The sequence below is a fragment of the Enterococcus sp. DIV1090 genome (assembly GCF_050537975.1).
Lineage (GTDB): Bacteria > Bacillota > Bacilli > Lactobacillales > Enterococcaceae > Enterococcus > Enterococcus faecalis.
Map to the genome: position 1 here is coordinate 1,464,176 of NZ_CP172917.1, position 19,074 is coordinate 1,483,249.

The following is a 19,074-nucleotide window of genomic DNA, read 5'->3' on the forward strand; positions in this document are numbered from 1 at the left end:
ACTCCTAACTACCAACCAAAAGATTAAAATCTGATTAAATAGTACCGAAGTGAACGTAGGTTGTCAATTCACAATTAGTAAAAGTCACAATTCTTCACAAATATCATCAATTGTCTGAACACATTTAGCGCCGTCCTGAATTAATTCATGGCAGCCTGTTGAAAAAGACTGGAAAATACTTCCCGGTACGGCAAATACCTCGCGCCCGTAATCCATCGCCGCTTGTGCAGTAATTAAAGAGCCACTATTCTTACGAGCTTCCATCACGCAGACCCCTAAAGATAATCCAGCAATAATGCGATTACGTGCAGGAAAATGATATTTTTTCGGCCCACTCCCATTCACATATTCTGTTAAAACAAGCTGATTCTGCTTCATAGTTTGCTGTAATTCTTTCTTTTCATACGGATAATATACATCTAATCCAGTGCCTAAAATTCCAATTGTCTGACCCCCGTTCTGGATGGCCATCTCATGGCTACGACTATCGATACCTTTGGCAAGACCGCTGACGATTGTGAACCCTTCTTTGACTATTTTAGGAACCAGAGCTTCAGTCACTCTTAACCCATACGAAGTGGCGTAGCGAGCGCCGACGATGCCAATTTTCCTTCTGCTCAACAATTGTAAATTTCCTCTATAAAAAAGAATTGCTGGTGGATTATAAATTTCTCGTAATAATTTAGGATAGACGGCATCTAAAATTGTCATAAATTGGTGTTGGCATTGTCGTATATATAACGCTTCACTATGAATCGTATGGTGTAACCAAGATTGTTCAAATAATTCACGATATTTCTTGATTTCAGCAATTCTAATAATTTCTGTACTGGAAAAATCAACACGCTTTTGTGCGATAGCTTCTTGTAACACTTTTAAGATCCCTAAATTGCCAATTCCTTGGCATACCGCTAATTTAAATAATAATTGTCGTTGTAAAATTTCCAACAAAAAACACCTCTTTCACATCTTCTTAAAATAAGAATACGTAAAAAAAGTGTTTTATTTTTAAATCATATCTTTTATTGGCGCAAACGTACGTCGATGAATGGGTGTTACACCGTATTTTTCTAACCCGAGAAGATGTTCTTTTGTTCCATAACCTGCATTGTTTTTAAATCCATATCCAGGATATAATTCATCATATTCTTCCATTAATCGATCTCTTGTTACTTTTGCAATAATACTGGCTGCTGCAATTGAAATGGACCGTGCATCCCCTTTAATCAAACTTTCTTGTGGTTGGGGAACGTCTAACTGCATTGCATCAATTAATAAATAATCTGGTGTAAAAGCTAAATCGTCAATTGCCATTTTCATCGCTTGTTTAGTTGCTTGATAAATATTAATCTGATCAATAACTCCTTGATCAGCGATACCTAACCCGATAGCGACAGCCTGTTCTTGAATCTGGTTATATAACGTTTCCCGTTTTTTAGCAGATAGTTTTTTTGAATCATTTAAGCCTAATAATTGACAATCTTTCGGCAAAATAACTGCAGCTGTCACAACAGGACCAGCTAATGGTCCGCGGCCTACTTCATCAATTCCTGCAATTAAACGATGGCCTTTTTTATAGGCCGCTTCCTCAAATTGACTCATTTCTTTAAAAAGTTGCCACTCTTTTTCTTTGGCTAACTGGCGACGTTCCCATTGTTTGATCGCTTGTTGCACTCCTGAACGTTCATCTTCTCGCCAGCTTGCTAATCGTTCATCGGTTGCATCAGTGACCGTTAACAACGCTTCTTTGATTGCCTGAATCGACTCTTTTGCCATGTTATTCGTCTCCTAGTTCTTCCCAGCGGTCCAAAGTATACGTACCTAATTTTCCACTGCGAATTTCTAAAATAATCATTTCGCTGGCTCGATTATAATCATCTCTAAAACCACGTTTTTGGCTAATTAACATCAACTGTTCTGGGGCAGGTAAAAATAGCTCTTCCTCTGTTAAACCATATCGTTCCGTCAAACGTTGCGGATAAAAACGTGCAAAAAATTCTAATCCATAAATCGCCAAATCATCTAAATGCAATAATTGATCTTTTATAGCGCCAGTTAAAGCTAATTTTTTCCCAATTTCTTCATCTTCAAATTTTGGCCAAAGAATTCCTGGTGTATCCAGTAATTCCAATTGGGAACCAGAGCGTAACCATTGTTGTCCTTTTGTCACACCTGGCTTGTTCCCAGTTTGCGCAATTTTTTTTCCGACTAAACGATTCATTAAGGTTGACTTACCAACATTGGGGATCCCAATACACATGGCACGAATCGCACGCGGTTTCAAGCCTTTCGCCTGTTCACGAGCCAATTTTTCTTTTAACGCTTCCTTGGCTGCTGGCACAATTTTATTGATTCCTTTATTTTGTTGGGCATTGATGACTAGGGTTTGGTATCCTTTCTTTTGAAAGTAATGTTGCCATTTTTTATTTTGGTCGTTATCTGCTAAGTCCCCTTTATTTAAAAGGACTAATCGTGGTTTTTGTTGGACAATTTGGTCCATCATTGGGTTACGGGAAGAAAGCGGTAACCGCGCATCAACTAGTTCAAATACAATATCGACATATTTGATTTTTTCAGAAACTTCTCTTCTTGCTTTGGCCATATGGCCGGGAAACCATTGAATGGTCATAATCTGTTCAAATCCCTTCTTTAACACATTGTTTCTTTGATTCAATTCTTCAACGAGTCCTGTGTTCCGCGTAGATTCTTGCGAAAAAACACCTTCTCTAGTTTAACATATTTTTCACGGATTTGATGTATTTTCTGTAGTGTTCTTAAAAAAACAAAAAAGCTGAAACAAACTCACTTTGGATTTTGTCTCAGCCTTGTACACTGGCAAAGTATAGAAAGAAGTAGGTCAAGCTCTTCTCAAGCCCGACTCAAGAGTATTTCTGTTTTTACTCGTTATTTCGCATGAAGTAAATTTTCTTTACAATGAATTAACTCTGTTAAAAACTGACAGTACGGTGTAGCAATCCCATAGGCTTTCCCTTTGCGAACAATTGCTCCATTGATATAATCAATTTCGGTTAAACGATGATTGGTTATTAAGTCCTGATACATCGATGGATGGTGCAAACCAATTGTTTCTCGATTATAACACGAGCGGATTTGTTGAAGAACTGCTTGTTTATCTAACGTAACTTGTTCCACTTCAGCGACTGCTAAAAATTCATTAACTATTTGTTGAACAATTTGATCTGCTTGCTCTGTTTCGCCAAAGTCTGCCATATTACAATCCAACAAAGTACATAAACCATTCATTGTTCCATTCACACAGGCCTTCTTATAAATGGATGATAAAATATTCTCAGAATAACGTGCATTTAAGCCAGCGTTATTTAATACCTTAATGACTGCTTCTGCTGCTTGTTCACTTTGCGCTCCTAAATTTTGTAAATCAATCGAACCATTGCCAAATAATTTTACTTTACCCGGTCCTTCTAAACCAGCGGTCCACATTGTGTTTCCTAATAAAATATTTTCGTAAGGCACGTATTTTTTGATAATATCTTCGTGACCAATTCCATTTAACAAGCATAAAACTTTTGTATTTTTATTAAGGAAATGTTCTAATGCTTCAAGCATTCCTTCCAGTTGCATTGCTTTTGTAAATAGGATAACTAAGTCTGCTGTAAAATCGATGCTTGCTACTTCTGTCTGAGGATAGATAGGAATTTTAGCGGTCACCACTTCGCCATTAAAATCAGCAACTAACCCGTTTTTTCTTATTGCTTCAATATGTTCTGGCCAACCATCGACAAAAATAACATCATTTCTTGCTTGATGTAACATTAGTCCAAAGCGACTGCCCATAGCGCCAGCACCTGCGATAATAATCTTCATTTCTTTTCCTCCGTTCAATTTTTTATTTTTAGGTAAAAATCTGCTAAGAAAATCTCTATCTCTTACTTTTATAGCAATAAAAAGGCAAAACATATGTTATATTATAAGTGATCTATTTGTTATTTTTTATCCAAGCGCATTTGTGTAAGCGCTTTTAAAAAGAAAGGGAGTTTCTGATGAATATTCAGCTTTTAAAGTACTTCATTGAAATTGTTAATACCCGCAGTTTATCGGCGGCCGCTCGCAATTTATTTGTCACCCAACCAACACTTTCTTTAGCATTGAAAAAAATGGAATCTGAGTTAGGCACAGCGTTGTTTGATCATTCTGATCAACCGTTTCAATTAACTGATACAGGTGTTTATTTATATGAACATGGCCAAGAAGTTGTTTTTCAATTCGATCAATTGGTAACAGATATTCGTGAAATGAACCAGAAACCAGTTAAAAAGCAATTGCGTTTAGGGTTAACTACTTTATTTGCTGTACAATTTATGAAAGAAATTTCACGATTTTTAACAACCCATCCACATGTGAATTTAATATTACAGCAAGACGGCTCGCCAAAATTACAAACGATGTTAGCAAATAAAGAAATTGATATGGGACTAATTTCTTTCCCAAATACCTTACCTGAAATTATTCATATTGAACCTTTAGAAACGACTACCAAAGGCTACCATGTTTATGTCGTGGTACCAGAATCAAATCCTCTCTCCCAATATGAAAAATTAACTTTTAAAGATTTGAAAGATCAACGATTTTCATCGTTAAGTGATAATTTTATGATTGGTCGCCTACTACTAGATCGGACTCGGAGCTTCGGTTATGAGCCGAATATCATTTTGCATAACGATGATTTACAAGTACTTCTTTATAGTTTACAAAAAAATAATTCGATTTGTTTGCTGCCGATTGAATATTATGAAGTGGGAAAAAGTCAGGGACTGAAATGGATTCCTTTAAAAGATAAGTTTGACTATTTCCCCATCGGCATTGCTTTGCGCCGCGATTTTAGTATGACAGAAGATGTTAGAGATTTTATCCAAATCATTAAAGAAAATTAATGGATAGCCTAGCCTTGATAAGCAAAGACGACTTTACTATCATAAAGTTTCAACACTTTTTCAAATAAGAATTTTGAGAATAAACCCGCGACAATTGGAACAACAAACCAAGAAAAGAGTAAGGGTAAGATCCCTAAGCCCGCATCCAATGAAGCAAGTGGCCCCACGAGTCCAACCAAGCCAAATCCAGCCGATTGTGGGGTTCCTGAAATGTTGAATAGAACCACAGGAATTGCTGAAATAGTCGCTGTAAATAAACAAGGAATTAAAATAATTGGGTATTTAAATAAGTTAGGCATCATCATTTTCATACCGCCCAAAGAGACAGCCAGTGTCACTCCCGATTGGTTGACATTCCAAGAATTAATCACAAGAACAACAGTTGTGGCTGCAATTCCCATTGCGGCAGCACCTGCAGACAAGCCATTCAACTGAATCGCCAAACCGATTGCCACAGTAGTGATTGGTGAAATAATCAGTGCAGCAAATGAACAAGCAATTAAAATACTCATGATAATTGGCTGGAAATCAGTAAAATTGTTAATCACTTTCCCGATGGCGACCGTGATCTGTGTCACATATGGGTAAATCAACATGCCAAACAAGCCTGCACCTACTCCAACAACGATCGGTAAAGCAATGATTTCCACTGAACCGAATTTTTTATCGATGACTAATAAAAGTAAGACTGCAACAGAAGCGGTAATCATAATATTAATGATGTCACCAGTGCCTGCACCAATAAAGCCTTTCACTTCTGAATTAAATTTAATCACGCCAGAGCCAGCAAATGCTGCACCGCCAGCAATCATCATTTTTTGTGGCGTTAAGCCAAATTGAAAAGCAATCAGTCCACCAATAATTAAAGGGGTGGCTAGTTGGAAAATTTGCGCCGCATGAATAATCATTTCGATAATCTTGTATTCTGCAAAATATTTTAAAATGGCTCCTAATACAGCATTGGGAATTAAGGCGATAATGGTGCCGGAAGCTGTTCCAGCTAACACTTTGTTAAAAAATATTCTTGGGGTTAATTGAGCATCCAGTTTATCAGTGGGCATTTTCAACACTCCTATTGATTATTTTTGTTTTTTTAGAACAAGTTTGAGAATGATTGAACTTTCTATTAGATAAAGAGCGGCCTCAAAGAAGAGCGCTTATTTCTTTGAGGCGCTTTTTATTTAACTAAAGCAAGGAACGATTTTTAATATACATCCGTATCCGCATTATATTTCGCTAAATTATCTTTAACATCTCGCAAGAACTTACCTGCTTGTTGTCCATCTAAAATTCGATGATCAATAGAAAGACATAAATTAACCATATCTGCCACTTTAAAGCCTCCATCTGCGGTTGGCACAAGGCGTTTATTAATTGACTCTACTTGTAATATCGCAGCTTGTGGATGGTTAATAATTCCCATCGATTGGACGGAACCTAGTGTTCCAGTATTATTAAGAGTAAAGGTCCCTCCTTGCATTTCTTTGCTTGCTAGCGTTCCTTGTCGGACTTCTTGTGCCAAGCGATTGATTTCTTTAGCTAGCCCTGCAATCGAATAGTTATCCGCTTGTTGAATCACTGGCACGTAAAGATGCTCGTCTGTCGTTACAGCTATGGATAAATTAACATCTTTATGATAAATAATTGAGCCATCATCCCAAGATGTATTGATTTTTGGATTTTTCTTTAACGCTTGAATGACTGCTTTGGCAAAAAATGGGAAGAAGCTTAGAGACAGGCCTTCTTGTTGTTTAAATTCATCTTTTAATGAATTTCTAAGTTGGACTAAGTTGGTCACATCCGCTTCCACCATTAACCAAGCGTGAGGGATTTCGTTGACACTTTGGACCATTTTTTTAGCAATTGCTTTACGTACAGGATCTGCAGAGACAATTTTATCTGTGGTTGTTTCAGTTGGACTAGCTGTTGCGGCGCTTTCATTTTGCGAAGCAACTGGCTCCTCTGAAATTGAAGGGCTAGTTCCTGGACTCACTGTTTTCTCAGGCGTTCTTGCCTGTGTTGGTGTAAAGTTTGTAACATCTTTTCTAGTAATTCGACCATCACGACCTGTCCCTGTAACTTGTGTTAAATCAATCTTTTTTTCTTGGGCAATTTTAAGGACTGCTGGGGAATAACGACCATTATTTTTTTGATGGGACGTCGCAGTGCTTGTTGTTTCAACCGTTTCATGTTCTTGTGCTTGTTCCGCACTTGCTTCTTTCACTGGTGCTAAAGTAGCTTCTTCTGTTTTTTCGGTTGTTTCTTCTGTCTCTAACGTCATCACCGCTGTTCCGATGGGCACATCTGTATCTAGAGAAATCAGAAATTCTTTTACTACACCATCAAAATCTGATGGGACTTCCGTGGTGACTTTATCAGAAACGACTTCCATTAAGGGATCATAACGTTTCACTGAATCTCCTGGTTTAACTAACCATTGGACAATGGCTGCCTCTGTGACACTTTCGCCTAGATGAGGCATTTTGATTTCTTTTGTGGCCATTTATTTTTTCCTCCTTGCTTCAATTAAAATTCTGCTAATTCTTTCATTGCTGCTAATACTTGCTCTTCATTGATTAAAAATTCTCTTTCTAAAGGTAATGCATAAGGCATGCTTGGACAATCAGGTCCTGCAAGTCGTTGAATCGGTGCATCTAAATCAAAGAGAGCATCTTCTGAAATCATTGCCGCAATTTCACTCATCACGCTGCCTTCTTTATTGTCTTCTGTTACGAGTAAAACCTTCCCTGTTTTCTTAGCTGCAGCTACTAATGTTTCGCGATCTAAAGGATATAATGAGCGAACATCGACGATTTCGGCATCAATTCCTTCAGCGGCTAGTTTTTCCGCCGCAGCTAAAGCTAATTGCAAGGTCATGCCGTAACTAATCACGGTTAAATCACTACCCGTTCTAACGACATTGGCTTTGTCAATTGGTACGATATAATCATCTGCAGGCACTTCATCTTTTAGTAAACGATATAAACGCTTATGTTCGTAAAAAATGACTGGATCATCGGAACGAATCGCTGCTTTAATCATCCCTTTTGCATCATAAGGATTAGAGGGGGTCACCACTCTTAATCCTGGTTGTCCACAAAAAACTTTTTCTGTAGACTGAGAATGATACAGCCCACCACGAACACCGCCGCCATAAGGGGTCCGATAAACGATCGGCGCAGTCCAATCGCCTTTTGTTCTGTAGCGCATTGTCCGAGCCTCTGATAACAATTGATTGGTTGCAGGCAAAATGTAATCCGCAAATTGAAATTCACCAATTGCGCGATAGCCCATTAAACCTAAGCCGACAGCTAAACCACCAATTAAGCCTTCTGTTAACGGTGTATTAAAACAACGCTCGTCACCGTATTTAGCAGCCAAGCCCTTTGTTACACCGAACACGCCGCCTTTGTCGCCGCCGACATCTTCCCCAAAAATAACTACTTTTTCATCACGAGCCATTTCTTCAGAAATTCCTAAGTTAATTGCTTCTAAATAAGTCATCTCAGCCATTATATTTCTTCTCCTCTTCTCTTATTTTGCATACACTTCTTCTAAAATTGATGTCGGTACAGGATCTGGCATTGCTTCTGCTTCATCCGTTGCTTGATTGATTTCTGCACGAATTTCTTCATCAATTTTGGCAATGTCTTCGTCTGTTAAATAGCCCTCTTCTAATAATTGTTTTTCAAAAAGCTTCACTGCATCGTTCTTTTTCATCTCTTCAATTTCTTCTTTTGAACGATAAACAGATTGATCATCATCAGCGGAATGAGAAGTCAAGCGAGAAACCATTAATTCAATCAATTTTGGTCCTTTTTTCCCGCGAGCCGCTTTTACTGCTTCTTTAAATGCTAGATAGACTGCAGTAAAATCACTACCATCAACGGTCACACCTTCAAAGCCATAAGCTTTCGCGCGATCGGCCATTCGTTTATTGGCATACTGTTCTTCAATTGGGACAGAAATCGCATATTCATTATTTTCAACAACAAAAATGACGGGTAATTTTTTTACGCCTGCAAAGTTCATAGCTTCTTGGACTTCTCCTTGATTGGCAGAGCCTTCCCCAGTGGTGGTCAATGCAACAAAATCAGTTTTTTGAAGTTGCGCTGCATAACCAACACCTGTCGCTAATGGCATTTGTGTACTTACTGTTGAAGAGAAGGAAACAATATTATGCTCTTTTGAACCATAATGATTCGGCATTTGACGACCATGGGAAGAAGGATCCGCTTCTTTTCCAAAAGAACCCATTAAAATATCTTTGGAGGTCATGCCCCAAACCAAGCACGCGGTCATATCACGATAATACGGTAAAAAATAATCTTTTTGAGGATCAAAAGCCATCGCCATCGCTACTTGTGCAACTTCTGCCCCTTGACCAGAAATATTGAAAGAGGTCTTACCAATCCTTGTTAATTGCCACAACCGTTCGTCTAAACGACGTCCTCGTAGTACTTGACGATATGCCTGAATCAATTCTTCTTTTGATAAACCTGTTTTTTTAAGCGCTTTCATTTTCATCAACCTTTCTCTATTTGTGAATCGCTAAGCCATAAGTATCTAAGGCTGCTTCTTGCAATACTTCTGTCATTGTTGGATGCGCATGGATTGCTTCACCAATTTCAATGGGCGCGGCATCTAAATACATGGCAGTACTTGCTTCGGCAATTAAATCCGTGACATGTGGCCCAATCATAGAAACCCCTAATAAATCATCGGTCTTCTTGTCACGAATTACTTCTATAAAGCCATCTGTTTCTCCATAAACAAGTGATTTACCATTACCATTAAAATTAAAGGTACCAATCACTACTTCTTTATCTGCTGGTAAAGTTTCTCTAGTATAGCCGACACTTGCTATTTCAGGATTTGTATAAACACCTCGAGGCACGTTTGTATAATTTAAAGGTTCAACTGTCTCGCCTAAAAGATGCTGAACAGCTAGCTCTCCTTCTTTCATAGCCACATGCGCTAGTTGAAGTGTATCGATACAATCGCCAATCGCATAAATATGTCCTTCTGTGGTTTGATAAAATTCATTTACTTCAATGCCTTTGTCAGTATATTTCACTGAGGTATTCTGTAACCCTAACTTATTGATATTGGGCTGACGTCCAATTGCTACCATGACTTTGTCAACGGTGAGGGTTTCTTGTCCTGCAACTTCTATTTGAACCTTCTGCCCGGTAACTTTCGCTTCTTGGACTTTGCTACCTAATAAAATGTTAATTCCTCGTTGCTCTAAACGTTTCTTTAATTCTTTAGAAATTGTTGCACTCTCATTTATAAGTAACCGATCCAAAAATTCAATGATAGTTACGTTGACACCTAAACTATTTAATAAAGAAGCCCACTCGACACCAATAACGCCACCACCAATAATTGCAATTGATTCTGGTAGCTCTTCTAATTCAAGCATCCCATCAGAAGATAAGATAAATTCTTCATCCAATGGCAAATTAGGTAACGTTTTAGGACTAGAACCTGTCGCAATAATGACATTTTTAGGAACGATAATTTCTTCTTCCCGTGTTGGATCATTAAACGTAACTGCCACTGCGCCAGAGACTGGTGAAAAAATAGAGGGACCTAAAATCGCACCTTCGCCTGCTAAAATTTTGATTTTATTTTTTTTGCATAAGCCTTCAACACCTTTGTGTAACTGCTCAATAATTCCTTCTTTCCGTTGTTGTATTTTAGAAAAATCAATGGACGCTGCCTCTGTTTCAATCCCAAAAGAAGCCGCTTGTTTTAAGGTATCAAAAACCTCTGCGCTTCTTAATAAAGCTTTTGTAGGGATACAGCCTTTGTGCAAACAAGTGCCACCTAATTTGTATTTTTCAACAATTGTGACTTTTAGCCCTTTTTGTGCGGCTCGAATTGCTGCTACATAGCCTCCTGTTCCGCCACCTAAAATCAGTAAATCTGTTTGTTCCGCCATTTTGATCACTCCTGCTCAATTTTTGCTTCACTATAATTTAAAGCTTGTTCTTCCCCTGTTAATACTCGATTGACGCCTTCATATAAAGCAGCCATCTCCATTTCACCTGGGTAAACCTTAATTGGTGCAATCCAAGTGACTTTTTGACTAATTTCTTGAACAACGGTTTGCGAATAGGCTGCGCCCCCTGTTAAAATAATTGCATCAATTGTGCCTTCAAGAACCACGGCCATCTCGCCAATACTTTTTGCGATTTGGTAACACATTCCTTTTAAATAGTAATTTGCTGTTTGATCACCTGCAGCTATTTGTGCTTGGATATGCCGTAAATCTGTTTCACCTAGGTATGATTTAAGTCCGCTATTTCCCGCAATTAGCTTTTTCACTTGGCTAATCGTCAACTCCTGTTCAAGTATCCATTGTGCAAATTCAACGAGCGGTAAGGCACCACTGCGTTCTGGCGTATAAGGACCTTCACCATCAAGCCCATTTACCACATCCACCATGCGGCCTTTTTGATGCGCCCCCAAGCTAATGCCCCCACCTAAATGAACAACGATAAAATTGCTTTGCTCATATGTTTTTCCTAAATCCTCAGCGATTTTTCGAGCGACCGCTTTTTGATTTAAGGCGTGACCAACGCTACGCCGGTGAATGCCTTTTAATCCGGAAATCCTGGCTAATGGCTGTAGCTCATCTACAACAACAGGATCGACAATAAAGGCTGGCACGTGATATTTTTCTGCAAACTCATTAGCTAAAATCGCCCCTAAATTTGAAGCATGGGTATTAAAGCGTTCTGTCCGCAAGTCTTCTAGCATTTGTTGATCGACAAGATACGTACCGCCAGGAATAGGCTTAAGCAAACCACCACGCCCTACGACAGCGGCTAATTGTGTGATGTTATGTGTTTCTAAAAATTCCGCGATCATTTGTTTTCGAAATGGTGTTTGACTGACAACATTTTCAAAAGGTGCCAATTCTTGGACGCTATGTCTAAGCGTTTCTTCCGCCAAGCAATCATGATTAGCAAAAAGCGCTAACTTCGTGGAGGTCGATCCAGGATTAATAACCAATACTGTTTCCATTGTTTTCTGCTCCTTTTTTTAAACTTGTCTCATGGCAAATCTTAATGAATGAAATTTGCTTTCTGTCGAATCACTTCTAGATGTTAAAACGACTGGGACTTTTGTGCCAACAATCGTTCCTCCCACCTTGGCGTGCCCAAACAAGGTTAATGATTTGTATAAACAATTGCCAACATCAATAGTTGGGACCACTAAAATATCTGCATCCCCCATGATAGGACCGCTGTAACGTTTATGCGCAACCGCTTCTTCAGAGGTCGCTAAATCAAGCGAAAGTGGCCCAAAAACCGTAGCCTCTTGTTGATCATTAAAATGTGCCGTGACTTCTTTTGCTAAAACAGACGAAGGCATTTTAGGATTAAAATTTTCCGCTGCGCTTAACAAAGCAATTTTCGGGTGGTGCAGTCCCAATTTTTGGGCGACTTCTTTAGCATTTGCAACAATTTCAATGAGTGTCGCTTGAGTGGGGGCGATATTCATCGCACAATCGGTTAACAAGAAGGTTTTTCCCGCAGGCAGCTCCACCATTGCTACATGGGAAAGAATCGGTTTATTTTTTAATTGATGCTCGCTTTTCAACATTTCTTTCAGTAATGTGTGAGTCTGAATAATTCCTTTCAATAAAATTTGTGCTTGACCGGTTGCAACTAGACTGACAGCTTCCTGTGCTACCGCGGCCTCATCTGAGCAATGAACATATTTCCAGAGATTTTCAGTATCAAGATTTTCATTTGTATCAAATACAATAAACTGCAACGGTTGCTCGGCTTCTTTTAGCGCTTTTTTAACTAGCTGTAAAATCTCTGGTTGTGAACCTCCTGCAATTGAAACAGTGATCATTTTCTCACCTCATTTTTTCTTCTTTACACTTTAAATCTACCTTAGTATGTAAGCGCATACAAATTGTTAATTTTTATGTCCTTATTAATATTTTTTATAGAGAAGGAAAAGCTCAGTAAATCAAGCTTTTCTTTCTCTAAACAATTGTTATCTAATTTACTTTTCATGAAAAAACTTCTTTTCTAAGAATGAAAGGAAAACTTATGCTTCGGCACAGCTGTTTATTCATGTCAGATTCTAAACCATGTTATACTTTAGATACTTATTTTTAGGAGGAATTAAATGGCACTACTATTCTTTTTGTTTATCGCCCTACTAGGATTTGGTATATTAAAAATTAATAACCGCAGTATCCTCGGCGGTATCACTTTGGCTTCTGGCACCTTATTGTCATTAGTCACCTTACTATTTATCGGACTAGACAAAATTTATTTACATTTTAAGAATGGCGACCTCATTACCTTAGCCATTGCTTATCTATTAATTCCCGCTGTGTTTATCGGCATTTGCCTTTACTTTATTTTTAACTCACGTACGATGCAAACGAAAGAAGGCAAAAGTGTCACGGCTAAATTGTCGGCGGGCTTAGGGTTGAACTTATTAATTGCTTTACCAGCCTTTCTTTATTTATTATCGATTGGTACAATGCAAGTACCCTATGTCCTTTTTCTGTTCTTACTTTTTCTATTGTTAATGGATCTTTTGCTGACCTTTCTATTTGCTGCTTACGTCTTGTATTCATGGATGTACCAAATGATTCCTTTAAAAAAAGCGGTTGACTATATCATTGTTTTAGGCTCGGGAATTCGTAGCGAGGAAGTACCTCCACTTTTGAAGAGTCGATTAGATAAAGGGATTGAATATTATGAAAAAAATCCCACCGCTAAATTTGTAGTCAGCGGGGGTCAAGGTCCTGACGAACCTGTGGCCGAAGCTTTCGCAATGAAAAAATATTTGCTTTCACAAAATATTCCTGCAGAAGCAATTTTGATGGAGGACCAATCCACAACCACTTATGAAAATATGTTGTTTTCTAAAGCAATAATTCAGGCAGATTGGCAAAAGATGCCGTCTGATTCTAAACAACCCTCTGTTATTTTTTCAACAAATAACTATCATGTCTTACGAGGAGCTATGTATGCCCATCGTGTCGGCTTAAAAGCTGAAGGTGTCGGGGCGCCAACTGCCTTATATTTTTTACCAACTGCTCTAATCCGAGAATACATTGCCTTACTGGTTCATGATAAGCGAATTGTGCTTTTTGTTTTTCTACTTGTCACTCTTCTTTTAGGAATCAGTATCTTACCCATCTAAAAAAATAGCGACTCACATTTTTGTGAGCCGCTGTTTTTATTCTTTTAATATAAAAAGGTTTAATGAACGTAATTGGCTATCAATGCAATCAGCCATAAATGAAGCGGATAGAATCCGTAAAATAAATATTTGAAAAATGGTGCTTTGCTCCCTCTCTCACCATTGTAAAGCGATATAAATGGTAACACAGTGATAAACATAAAATCAGAATTATAAGCTAACATTTCAATTGTCGTTGGCCAATCTCCCAACCATTGAAAACTTGTAACTAAGAAAAAGAGCGCTAATGCACCATATAAACAGTTCCGTAAGACAAGTCTCTTTCTGGCTAGATACGTAATCAACATAAAAGGTAACATCACAATGCCACCTTCAGCAAACATTGCTCCTATTCCTAAAATTGCTAATATACTAATCAATAAAACAATTTTTAAACTGATTTTTGGCATCTCTAGCATCGCTTTTGTCACAATTAACATACTGACACCAAGGGCTAAGGTGAAGAAAATATTGTTGTGAACAGCGACAGCTGGATTATTCACTAAATGATTTAGAAGCGTATTTCCAACAAACATGATTGCTGCCCAAATATACAAACGACCATTGTAGCGATAAACATTCCGTGTATAGTTGAAACCTTCTACAGCCATGTAACCAAAAAACACACCGACACAACGAGTAATTACATGAAAAATCAGTGCCCATTCTGGCGGAACAAAATAACTAATATGGTCAAGAACCATTAACCCCATCATCAATAACTTTAAGCGATTTGCGTTCATGAATCGTCTCCTTTATTTTTTCTACAGAAACTATCATATCTTTTTATATAACAGAAAACAACGAACATTCTTGTTAGATTCAACCATTCTTTTTGTCACTTTCGTTAAACTTGGTACCGCAAAGATAAATCTTCAAATAAATAATGTTGGTATTTAAATTGTTCAAAATGAATTTTTCGAATTTCTTGCTTAATGGCTATTAAGCATTCATCGACCGTCATCAATGATTCTTCTTTTAGAAGCGCCTCTTCTATTAATAATTTACATTGGCAATCAATCAATAAAAGTTGACTATAAAATGTGTAAAATGTTTCTTTATTTAATTTTTCAATCAAATTTTTAGCTTGATTCTGTAGCTTTTGATAACATTTGGTCAATTTTTGGTAATCCATTAAATCAACTAACTGACCTTGTTTTAACATGTTACTAAAGTCTAAATCCCAAAGCATTTCTTTAGTCGGCTGTTGCAATAAATAATACATAGAATGACTACTAATAATTTCAGTGGTCGGTTCTTCAATTGTTTCATAAAAAGTCACAAAATATTCTCGCTCAATCACAGTAATAATTTCTTCTTCTGAAAGCTCACAATCTTCTAAATTTTGATAGAATATCAATAATTTAATCCGCTCATCTATTTTATTCAGCGAAGCGACTAATTCAGGAAAAAGAACCGACTGACAATTCTCTACTAATTCTCTTGCCTTATTTTGTTCATTTTTATAAAAGTTGTATAACTTTTTCCGCTGTTTTAACGAGTTTAATAAGTTATCGGGTATATTCCAGTAATATTGTTTCTTCATAGCATTCCCACTCTTCTTTTTTATGTACAATTTTACAAAATTGGTCTTAGCCAATTTCGTCTCTAGTTATTCTATCAAAAAAGTGACGCTTTTTTACTGACAATAATTACTCGTTTTACGCCCAAAAAGTGAAAACTCAGCTGTTAAGTAATTATTGGGGCTTGTTTCCCTAGGGCCGAAAAAACTTTTTCCTTTTAAAAGTCCAGAAAAAGACCTACACTAGAGATAGACAAACGTTGGAGGGATTTAAATGGATTTACACTTAACGAATAAATTAGCATTAATTACTGGTTCAACCAAAGGAATTGGCAAAGCAATTGCGATTGAAATGGCTCGTGAAGGGACCGATGTCATTATCAATGGGCGCAATGAAGCCGAAGTAACTAAAGTTGTTAAAGAAATACAAACAATGTTTCCAGACACTCATCCTCAAGCAGGGACTGCCGATATTTCCATTGAAAGTCAACGAGCTACTTTGCTTGAAAAATTCCCTAAAGTCGACATTTTAGTGAACAATATGGGGATTTTTGAGCCAATGGAATACTGGGACATCGATGACGCCACTTGGGAAAAATTTTTTACTGTGAACGTGTTGTCAGGCAATGCATTAGCAAAAGCTTATCTACCTAAAATGCTTGCACAAGATTTTGGTCGCATTATTTTCATTGCTAGCGAAGAAGCGGTGATGCCTTCTGGCGAAATGCCCCAATATAGCATGACAAAAACGATGAATCTTTCCTTAGCTAAAAGTTTATCCAACTTAACTGTCGGCACACATGTCACCGTTAACACGGTTATGCCTGGCTCAACCCTTACCGAAGGTGTAGAAAAAATGTTGGAAGATATGTACACTGATTCAGACATTCCCAAAGAGGATTGGGAAAAAGATTTCATGAAAAATCATCGTTCTCGTTCACAAATCCAACGGCTCATTCGACCAGAAGAAATTGGTCGTTTTGTTACCTTTGTGGCCAGCCCGGATTCTTCTTCCTTCTCAGGCGAAGCCTTAAGAATCGATGGCGGCTTAGTTCCAACGATCTTCTAAATTAAACAAAAAAGACAGCCAGCAAAAATTCACATTTTTTGCTGGCTGTCTTTTTAAGCATATTAATTGATTGCTTACCAAAAGTAAGTTATATTTATCTCGAATTCGAAATAAAAAGAGGTGAAACAATGAGCCAACAGCAAGAAGCTTTAAAAGCCTATATCGGTTTATTAAGAACCAGCCATCAACTAGAGCAACTTGCCAAGCAAGATGTCACTTGTTATGACTTAAACATTACAGAATTTTCAGTATTAGAGCTGTTACTCCATAAAGGTCCTCAGACCATCCAAAAAATTAAGGAGAAAATTTTAATTGCTAGCAGTAGCACCACTTATGTTATTGACCAATTACATAAAAAAGGCTATGTAACGCGCACCCCCAGTGAAAAAGACCGACGCATTACTTACGTTGAATTAACAGAAGCTGGAAAAACATTAATTAAAGAAATTTTCCCGACGCATGCAAAGCGAATTGCAGAAGCATTTGAACAACTCTCTTCCGAAGAATTAACACTTCTTCAAAAAACTTTACGAAAAATAACAAATGAAACGAAATGAGGAAATAATGATGAAAAAAGAAGATCAATTATTAGGAATCCACCACGTTACAGCTATGACAAGTGATGCAGAAAAAAACTATCACTTCTTTACGGATGTTTTAGGGATGCGTTTAGTCAAAAAAACAGTGAATCAAGATGATATCTATACTTACCATACCTATTTTGCTGATGATTTGGGTACACCAGGTACAACCATGACCTTTTTCGATTTTCCCAATAACCCTAAAGGATTAAAAGGAACCAATACAATTTCAAGAACAGGGTTCCGGGTTCCTTCAGATGCAGCTTTGACTTATTATGAAAATCGCTTCAATGAATTTGCGGTCAAACACACAGGTATTTCTGAAGAATTTGGCAAAAAAGTCCTTCGCTTCTGGGATTTTGATGATCAAGCGTATCAATTAATCTCTGATGAATTAAATCAGGGCGTTGCAGCGGGCACCCCTTGGAAAAAAGGACCTGTTCCAACAGAATTTGCGATTTATGGCTTAGGACCTGTCGAAATAGCTATTTCCTATTTTCATGAATTCAAAGAAGTCTTTGAAGAAATTCTAGGCTTTCACCTAGTGGCACAAGAAGGCAATCGCTATTTACTAGAAGTTGGCCAAGGTGGCAATGGTGCCCAAGTCGTTTTGGTAGACGATGATACTAGCTCACAAGCGCAACAAGGATATGGTGAAGTACATCACGTTGCGTTCCGCCTAGCGGATCGTAAATCACTTGGGACTTGGCAAGCGCTCTTTGATCATTTAGGCTTACAAAACTCTGGCTATGTCGATCGTTATTATTTTGAATCATTGTATGTTCGCATTGGGCATATTTTAGTCGAATTAGCCACCGATGAACCAGGATTTATGGGGGATGAACCTTACGAAACATTAGGAGAAAAGTTATCTCTTGCACCATTTTTAGAAAACCGTCGTGAGTATATTGAGAGTGTTATCAAGCCTTTCAATACAAAACGAGCCTAAGGAGGAAAAAACATGCATTCAATTTTTAAAAAAGGACATCCTGAAGCACCTGTCTTTGTGCTACTTCACGGTACAGGTGGTGATGAAACATCTCTCCTACCAATTGCCCAAGAACTAAATAAACAAGCTACTGTGCTAAGTATTCGTGGTGATGTTTCAGAAAATGGAATGAATCGTTATTTTAAGCGCCTAGCGGAAGGTCATTATGACTTAGAAGATCTAGAAAAACGCGGCGAGGCGCTTCATAAGTTTATTCAACAAGCCGCTAACGAGCATCAATTTTCATTGGATAAAATTATTTTTATTGGCTATTCAAATGGGGCCAATATCGCTATTCAATTATTGCTTACTCATCCCGATAGTTACCATCAAGCTGTCCTCTATCATCCCATGTTTCCTGTTGAATTGACCAATCAACCAGACTTGACCGACACTTCTGTTTTATTATCTCTAGGAGAGCATGACCCGATTGTCCCACTTCCTGAGAGTATGCGTGTGATTCAACTATTTCAGAATCATGGAGCAACCGTACAAGAGGTTTGGACACAAAGTCATCAATTAACTTATCAAGAAATTAAGGAAACACAAACTTGGTTGGCACATCTGTCCTCTTAACAAAAAAGTGAGGTCGGGACAGAACCGTTTAGCTCCGAGAAATAAGAAGAAATTTCCGAAAATTGCTCTTTAATTTTTGGAGAATTTCGGCTTATTTCCGAAGGAGTTGGTTCTGTTCCCGCCGTTTATCAGGTTTTGAGCCTGGGACAAAAATCTCTTTGGATTTTTGTCCCAGGCTCACTTTTTCTATTTTAAGA

18 protein-coding genes and 2 pseudogenes are annotated in these 19,074 nt (G+C 37.8%); 6 read left to right on the plus strand and 14 right to left on the minus strand.

Going from position 1 to position 19,074, the window contains the following annotated elements; genetic code table 11:
• Positions 1 to 84: 84 nt before the first annotated feature.
• From dprA to IGL48_RS07055, 4 genes are all read right to left on the minus strand, one after another.
• Positions 85 to 948, minus strand: coding sequence for a DNA-processing protein DprA (gene dprA / locus IGL48_RS07040; RefSeq protein ID WP_002382350.1), 864 nt, complete (start codon positions 946 to 948; stop codon positions 85 to 87).
• 60 nt (positions 949 to 1,008) lie between these two features.
• Positions 1,009 to 1,776: a ribonuclease HII gene (locus tag IGL48_RS07045; protein WP_002369352.1), complete on the minus strand. Its 768-nt coding sequence runs from the start codon at positions 1,774 to 1,776 to the stop codon at positions 1,009 to 1,011.
• 1 nt (position 1,777) lies between these two features.
• Positions 1,778 to 2,629, minus strand: a complete 852-nt coding sequence (ylqF, locus tag IGL48_RS07050; protein ID WP_002357480.1) for a ribosome biogenesis GTPase YlqF — start codon at positions 2,627 to 2,629, stop codon at positions 1,778 to 1,780.
• A 275-nt stretch (positions 2,630 to 2,904) separates the two neighbouring features.
• Positions 2,905 to 3,846, minus strand: coding sequence for a 2-dehydropantoate 2-reductase (locus IGL48_RS07055; RefSeq protein ID WP_010824673.1), 942 nt, complete (start codon positions 3,844 to 3,846; stop codon positions 2,905 to 2,907).
• Positions 3,847 to 4,022: 176 nt separating this feature from the next.
• Between IGL48_RS07055 and IGL48_RS07060 the strand changes: the two genes are divergently transcribed.
• Positions 4,023 to 4,913, plus strand: coding sequence for a LysR family transcriptional regulator (locus IGL48_RS07060; protein WP_002357478.1), 891 nt, complete (start codon positions 4,023 to 4,025; stop codon positions 4,911 to 4,913).
• Positions 4,914 to 4,921: 8 nt separating this feature from the next.
• On the opposite strand, the gene IGL48_RS07065 is transcribed toward IGL48_RS07060, so the two are convergent.
• The 8 genes and pseudogenes from IGL48_RS07065 to ptb form a co-directional block, all read right to left on the minus strand.
• Positions 4,922 to 5,974: a PTS sugar transporter subunit IIC gene (locus tag IGL48_RS07065; RefSeq protein ID WP_002384478.1), complete on the minus strand. Its 1,053-nt coding sequence runs from the start codon at positions 5,972 to 5,974 to the stop codon at positions 4,922 to 4,924.
• A 143-nt stretch (positions 5,975 to 6,117) separates the two neighbouring features.
• Positions 6,118 to 7,053 (minus strand): annotated as a pseudogene (locus tag IGL48_RS07070) (dihydrolipoamide acetyltransferase family protein); the annotation flags it as partial.
• A gap of 192 nt (positions 7,054 to 7,245) precedes the next feature.
• Positions 7,246 to 7,416 (minus strand): annotated as a pseudogene (locus tag IGL48_RS07075) (biotin/lipoyl-containing protein); the annotation flags it as partial.
• A gap of 23 nt (positions 7,417 to 7,439) precedes the next feature.
• Positions 7,440 to 8,426, minus strand: coding sequence for an alpha-ketoacid dehydrogenase subunit beta (locus IGL48_RS07080; RefSeq protein ID WP_002357475.1), 987 nt, complete (start codon positions 8,424 to 8,426; stop codon positions 7,440 to 7,442).
• Between the two features lie 21 nt (positions 8,427 to 8,447).
• Complete coding sequence (locus IGL48_RS07085) at positions 8,448 to 9,440, minus strand: thiamine pyrophosphate-dependent dehydrogenase E1 component subunit alpha (protein WP_025190734.1); 993 nt, start codon at positions 9,438 to 9,440, stop codon at positions 8,448 to 8,450.
• A 10-nt stretch (positions 9,441 to 9,450) separates the two neighbouring features.
• Complete coding sequence (gene lpdA / locus IGL48_RS07090) at positions 9,451 to 10,860, minus strand: dihydrolipoyl dehydrogenase (protein WP_010824676.1); 1,410 nt, start codon at positions 10,858 to 10,860, stop codon at positions 9,451 to 9,453.
• 5 nt (positions 10,861 to 10,865) lie between these two features.
• Positions 10,866 to 11,948 carry a butyrate kinase gene (gene buk, locus IGL48_RS07095; RefSeq protein WP_002360224.1) on the minus strand — a complete coding sequence of 361 codons (1,083 nt, stop codon included), beginning with the start codon at positions 11,946 to 11,948 and terminating at the stop codon, positions 10,866 to 10,868.
• 18 nt (positions 11,949 to 11,966) lie between these two features.
• On the minus strand, positions 11,967 to 12,788 hold the full coding sequence (gene ptb, locus IGL48_RS07100; RefSeq protein ID WP_002405354.1) for a branched-chain phosphotransacylase: 822 nt from the start codon (positions 12,786 to 12,788) through the stop codon (positions 11,967 to 11,969).
• A gap of 282 nt (positions 12,789 to 13,070) precedes the next feature.
• Here ptb and IGL48_RS07105 point away from each other — a divergent pair, with 282 nt between their 5' ends.
• Positions 13,071 to 14,102 carry a YdcF family protein gene (locus tag IGL48_RS07105; protein ID WP_002398315.1) on the plus strand — a complete coding sequence of 344 codons (1,032 nt, stop codon included), beginning with the start codon at positions 13,071 to 13,073 and terminating at the stop codon, positions 14,100 to 14,102.
• A 59-nt stretch (positions 14,103 to 14,161) separates the two neighbouring features.
• On the opposite strand, the gene IGL48_RS07110 is transcribed toward IGL48_RS07105, so the two are convergent.
• Together IGL48_RS07110 and IGL48_RS07115 are read right to left on the minus strand one after the other, a co-directional pair.
• Complete coding sequence (locus IGL48_RS07110; protein WP_002357468.1) at positions 14,162 to 14,884, minus strand: TraX family protein; 723 nt, start codon at positions 14,882 to 14,884, stop codon at positions 14,162 to 14,164.
• A 104-nt stretch (positions 14,885 to 14,988) separates the two neighbouring features.
• Positions 14,989 to 15,741 (minus strand): DUF7006 family protein, encoded by a 753-nt coding sequence (locus tag IGL48_RS07115; RefSeq protein ID WP_002385886.1) that lies wholly within the window; start codon positions 15,739 to 15,741, stop codon positions 14,989 to 14,991.
• A 196-nt stretch (positions 15,742 to 15,937) separates the two neighbouring features.
• Between IGL48_RS07115 and IGL48_RS07120 the strand changes: the two genes are divergently transcribed.
• The 4 genes from IGL48_RS07120 to IGL48_RS07135 all read left to right on the plus strand — a co-directional run bounded on the left by IGL48_RS07120 (position 15,938) and on the right by IGL48_RS07135 (position 18,877).
• On the plus strand, positions 15,938 to 16,732 hold the full coding sequence (locus tag IGL48_RS07120) for an SDR family NAD(P)-dependent oxidoreductase (protein ID WP_010824677.1): 795 nt from the start codon (positions 15,938 to 15,940) through the stop codon (positions 16,730 to 16,732).
• A 128-nt stretch (positions 16,733 to 16,860) separates the two neighbouring features.
• Entirely contained in the window at positions 16,861 to 17,289 is a 429-nt protein-coding gene (locus IGL48_RS07125) for a MarR family winged helix-turn-helix transcriptional regulator (protein ID WP_010824678.1), read from the plus strand.
• 10 nt (positions 17,290 to 17,299) lie between these two features.
• Positions 17,300 to 18,262 carry a ring-cleaving dioxygenase gene (locus IGL48_RS07130; protein WP_033591911.1) on the plus strand — a complete coding sequence of 321 codons (963 nt, stop codon included), beginning with the start codon at positions 17,300 to 17,302 and terminating at the stop codon, positions 18,260 to 18,262.
• A gap of 12 nt (positions 18,263 to 18,274) precedes the next feature.
• Positions 18,275 to 18,877: an alpha/beta hydrolase gene (locus IGL48_RS07135; RefSeq protein WP_002361880.1), complete on the plus strand. Its 603-nt coding sequence runs from the start codon at positions 18,275 to 18,277 to the stop codon at positions 18,875 to 18,877.
• The last annotated feature ends 197 nt before the right edge of the window (positions 18,878 to 19,074 follow it).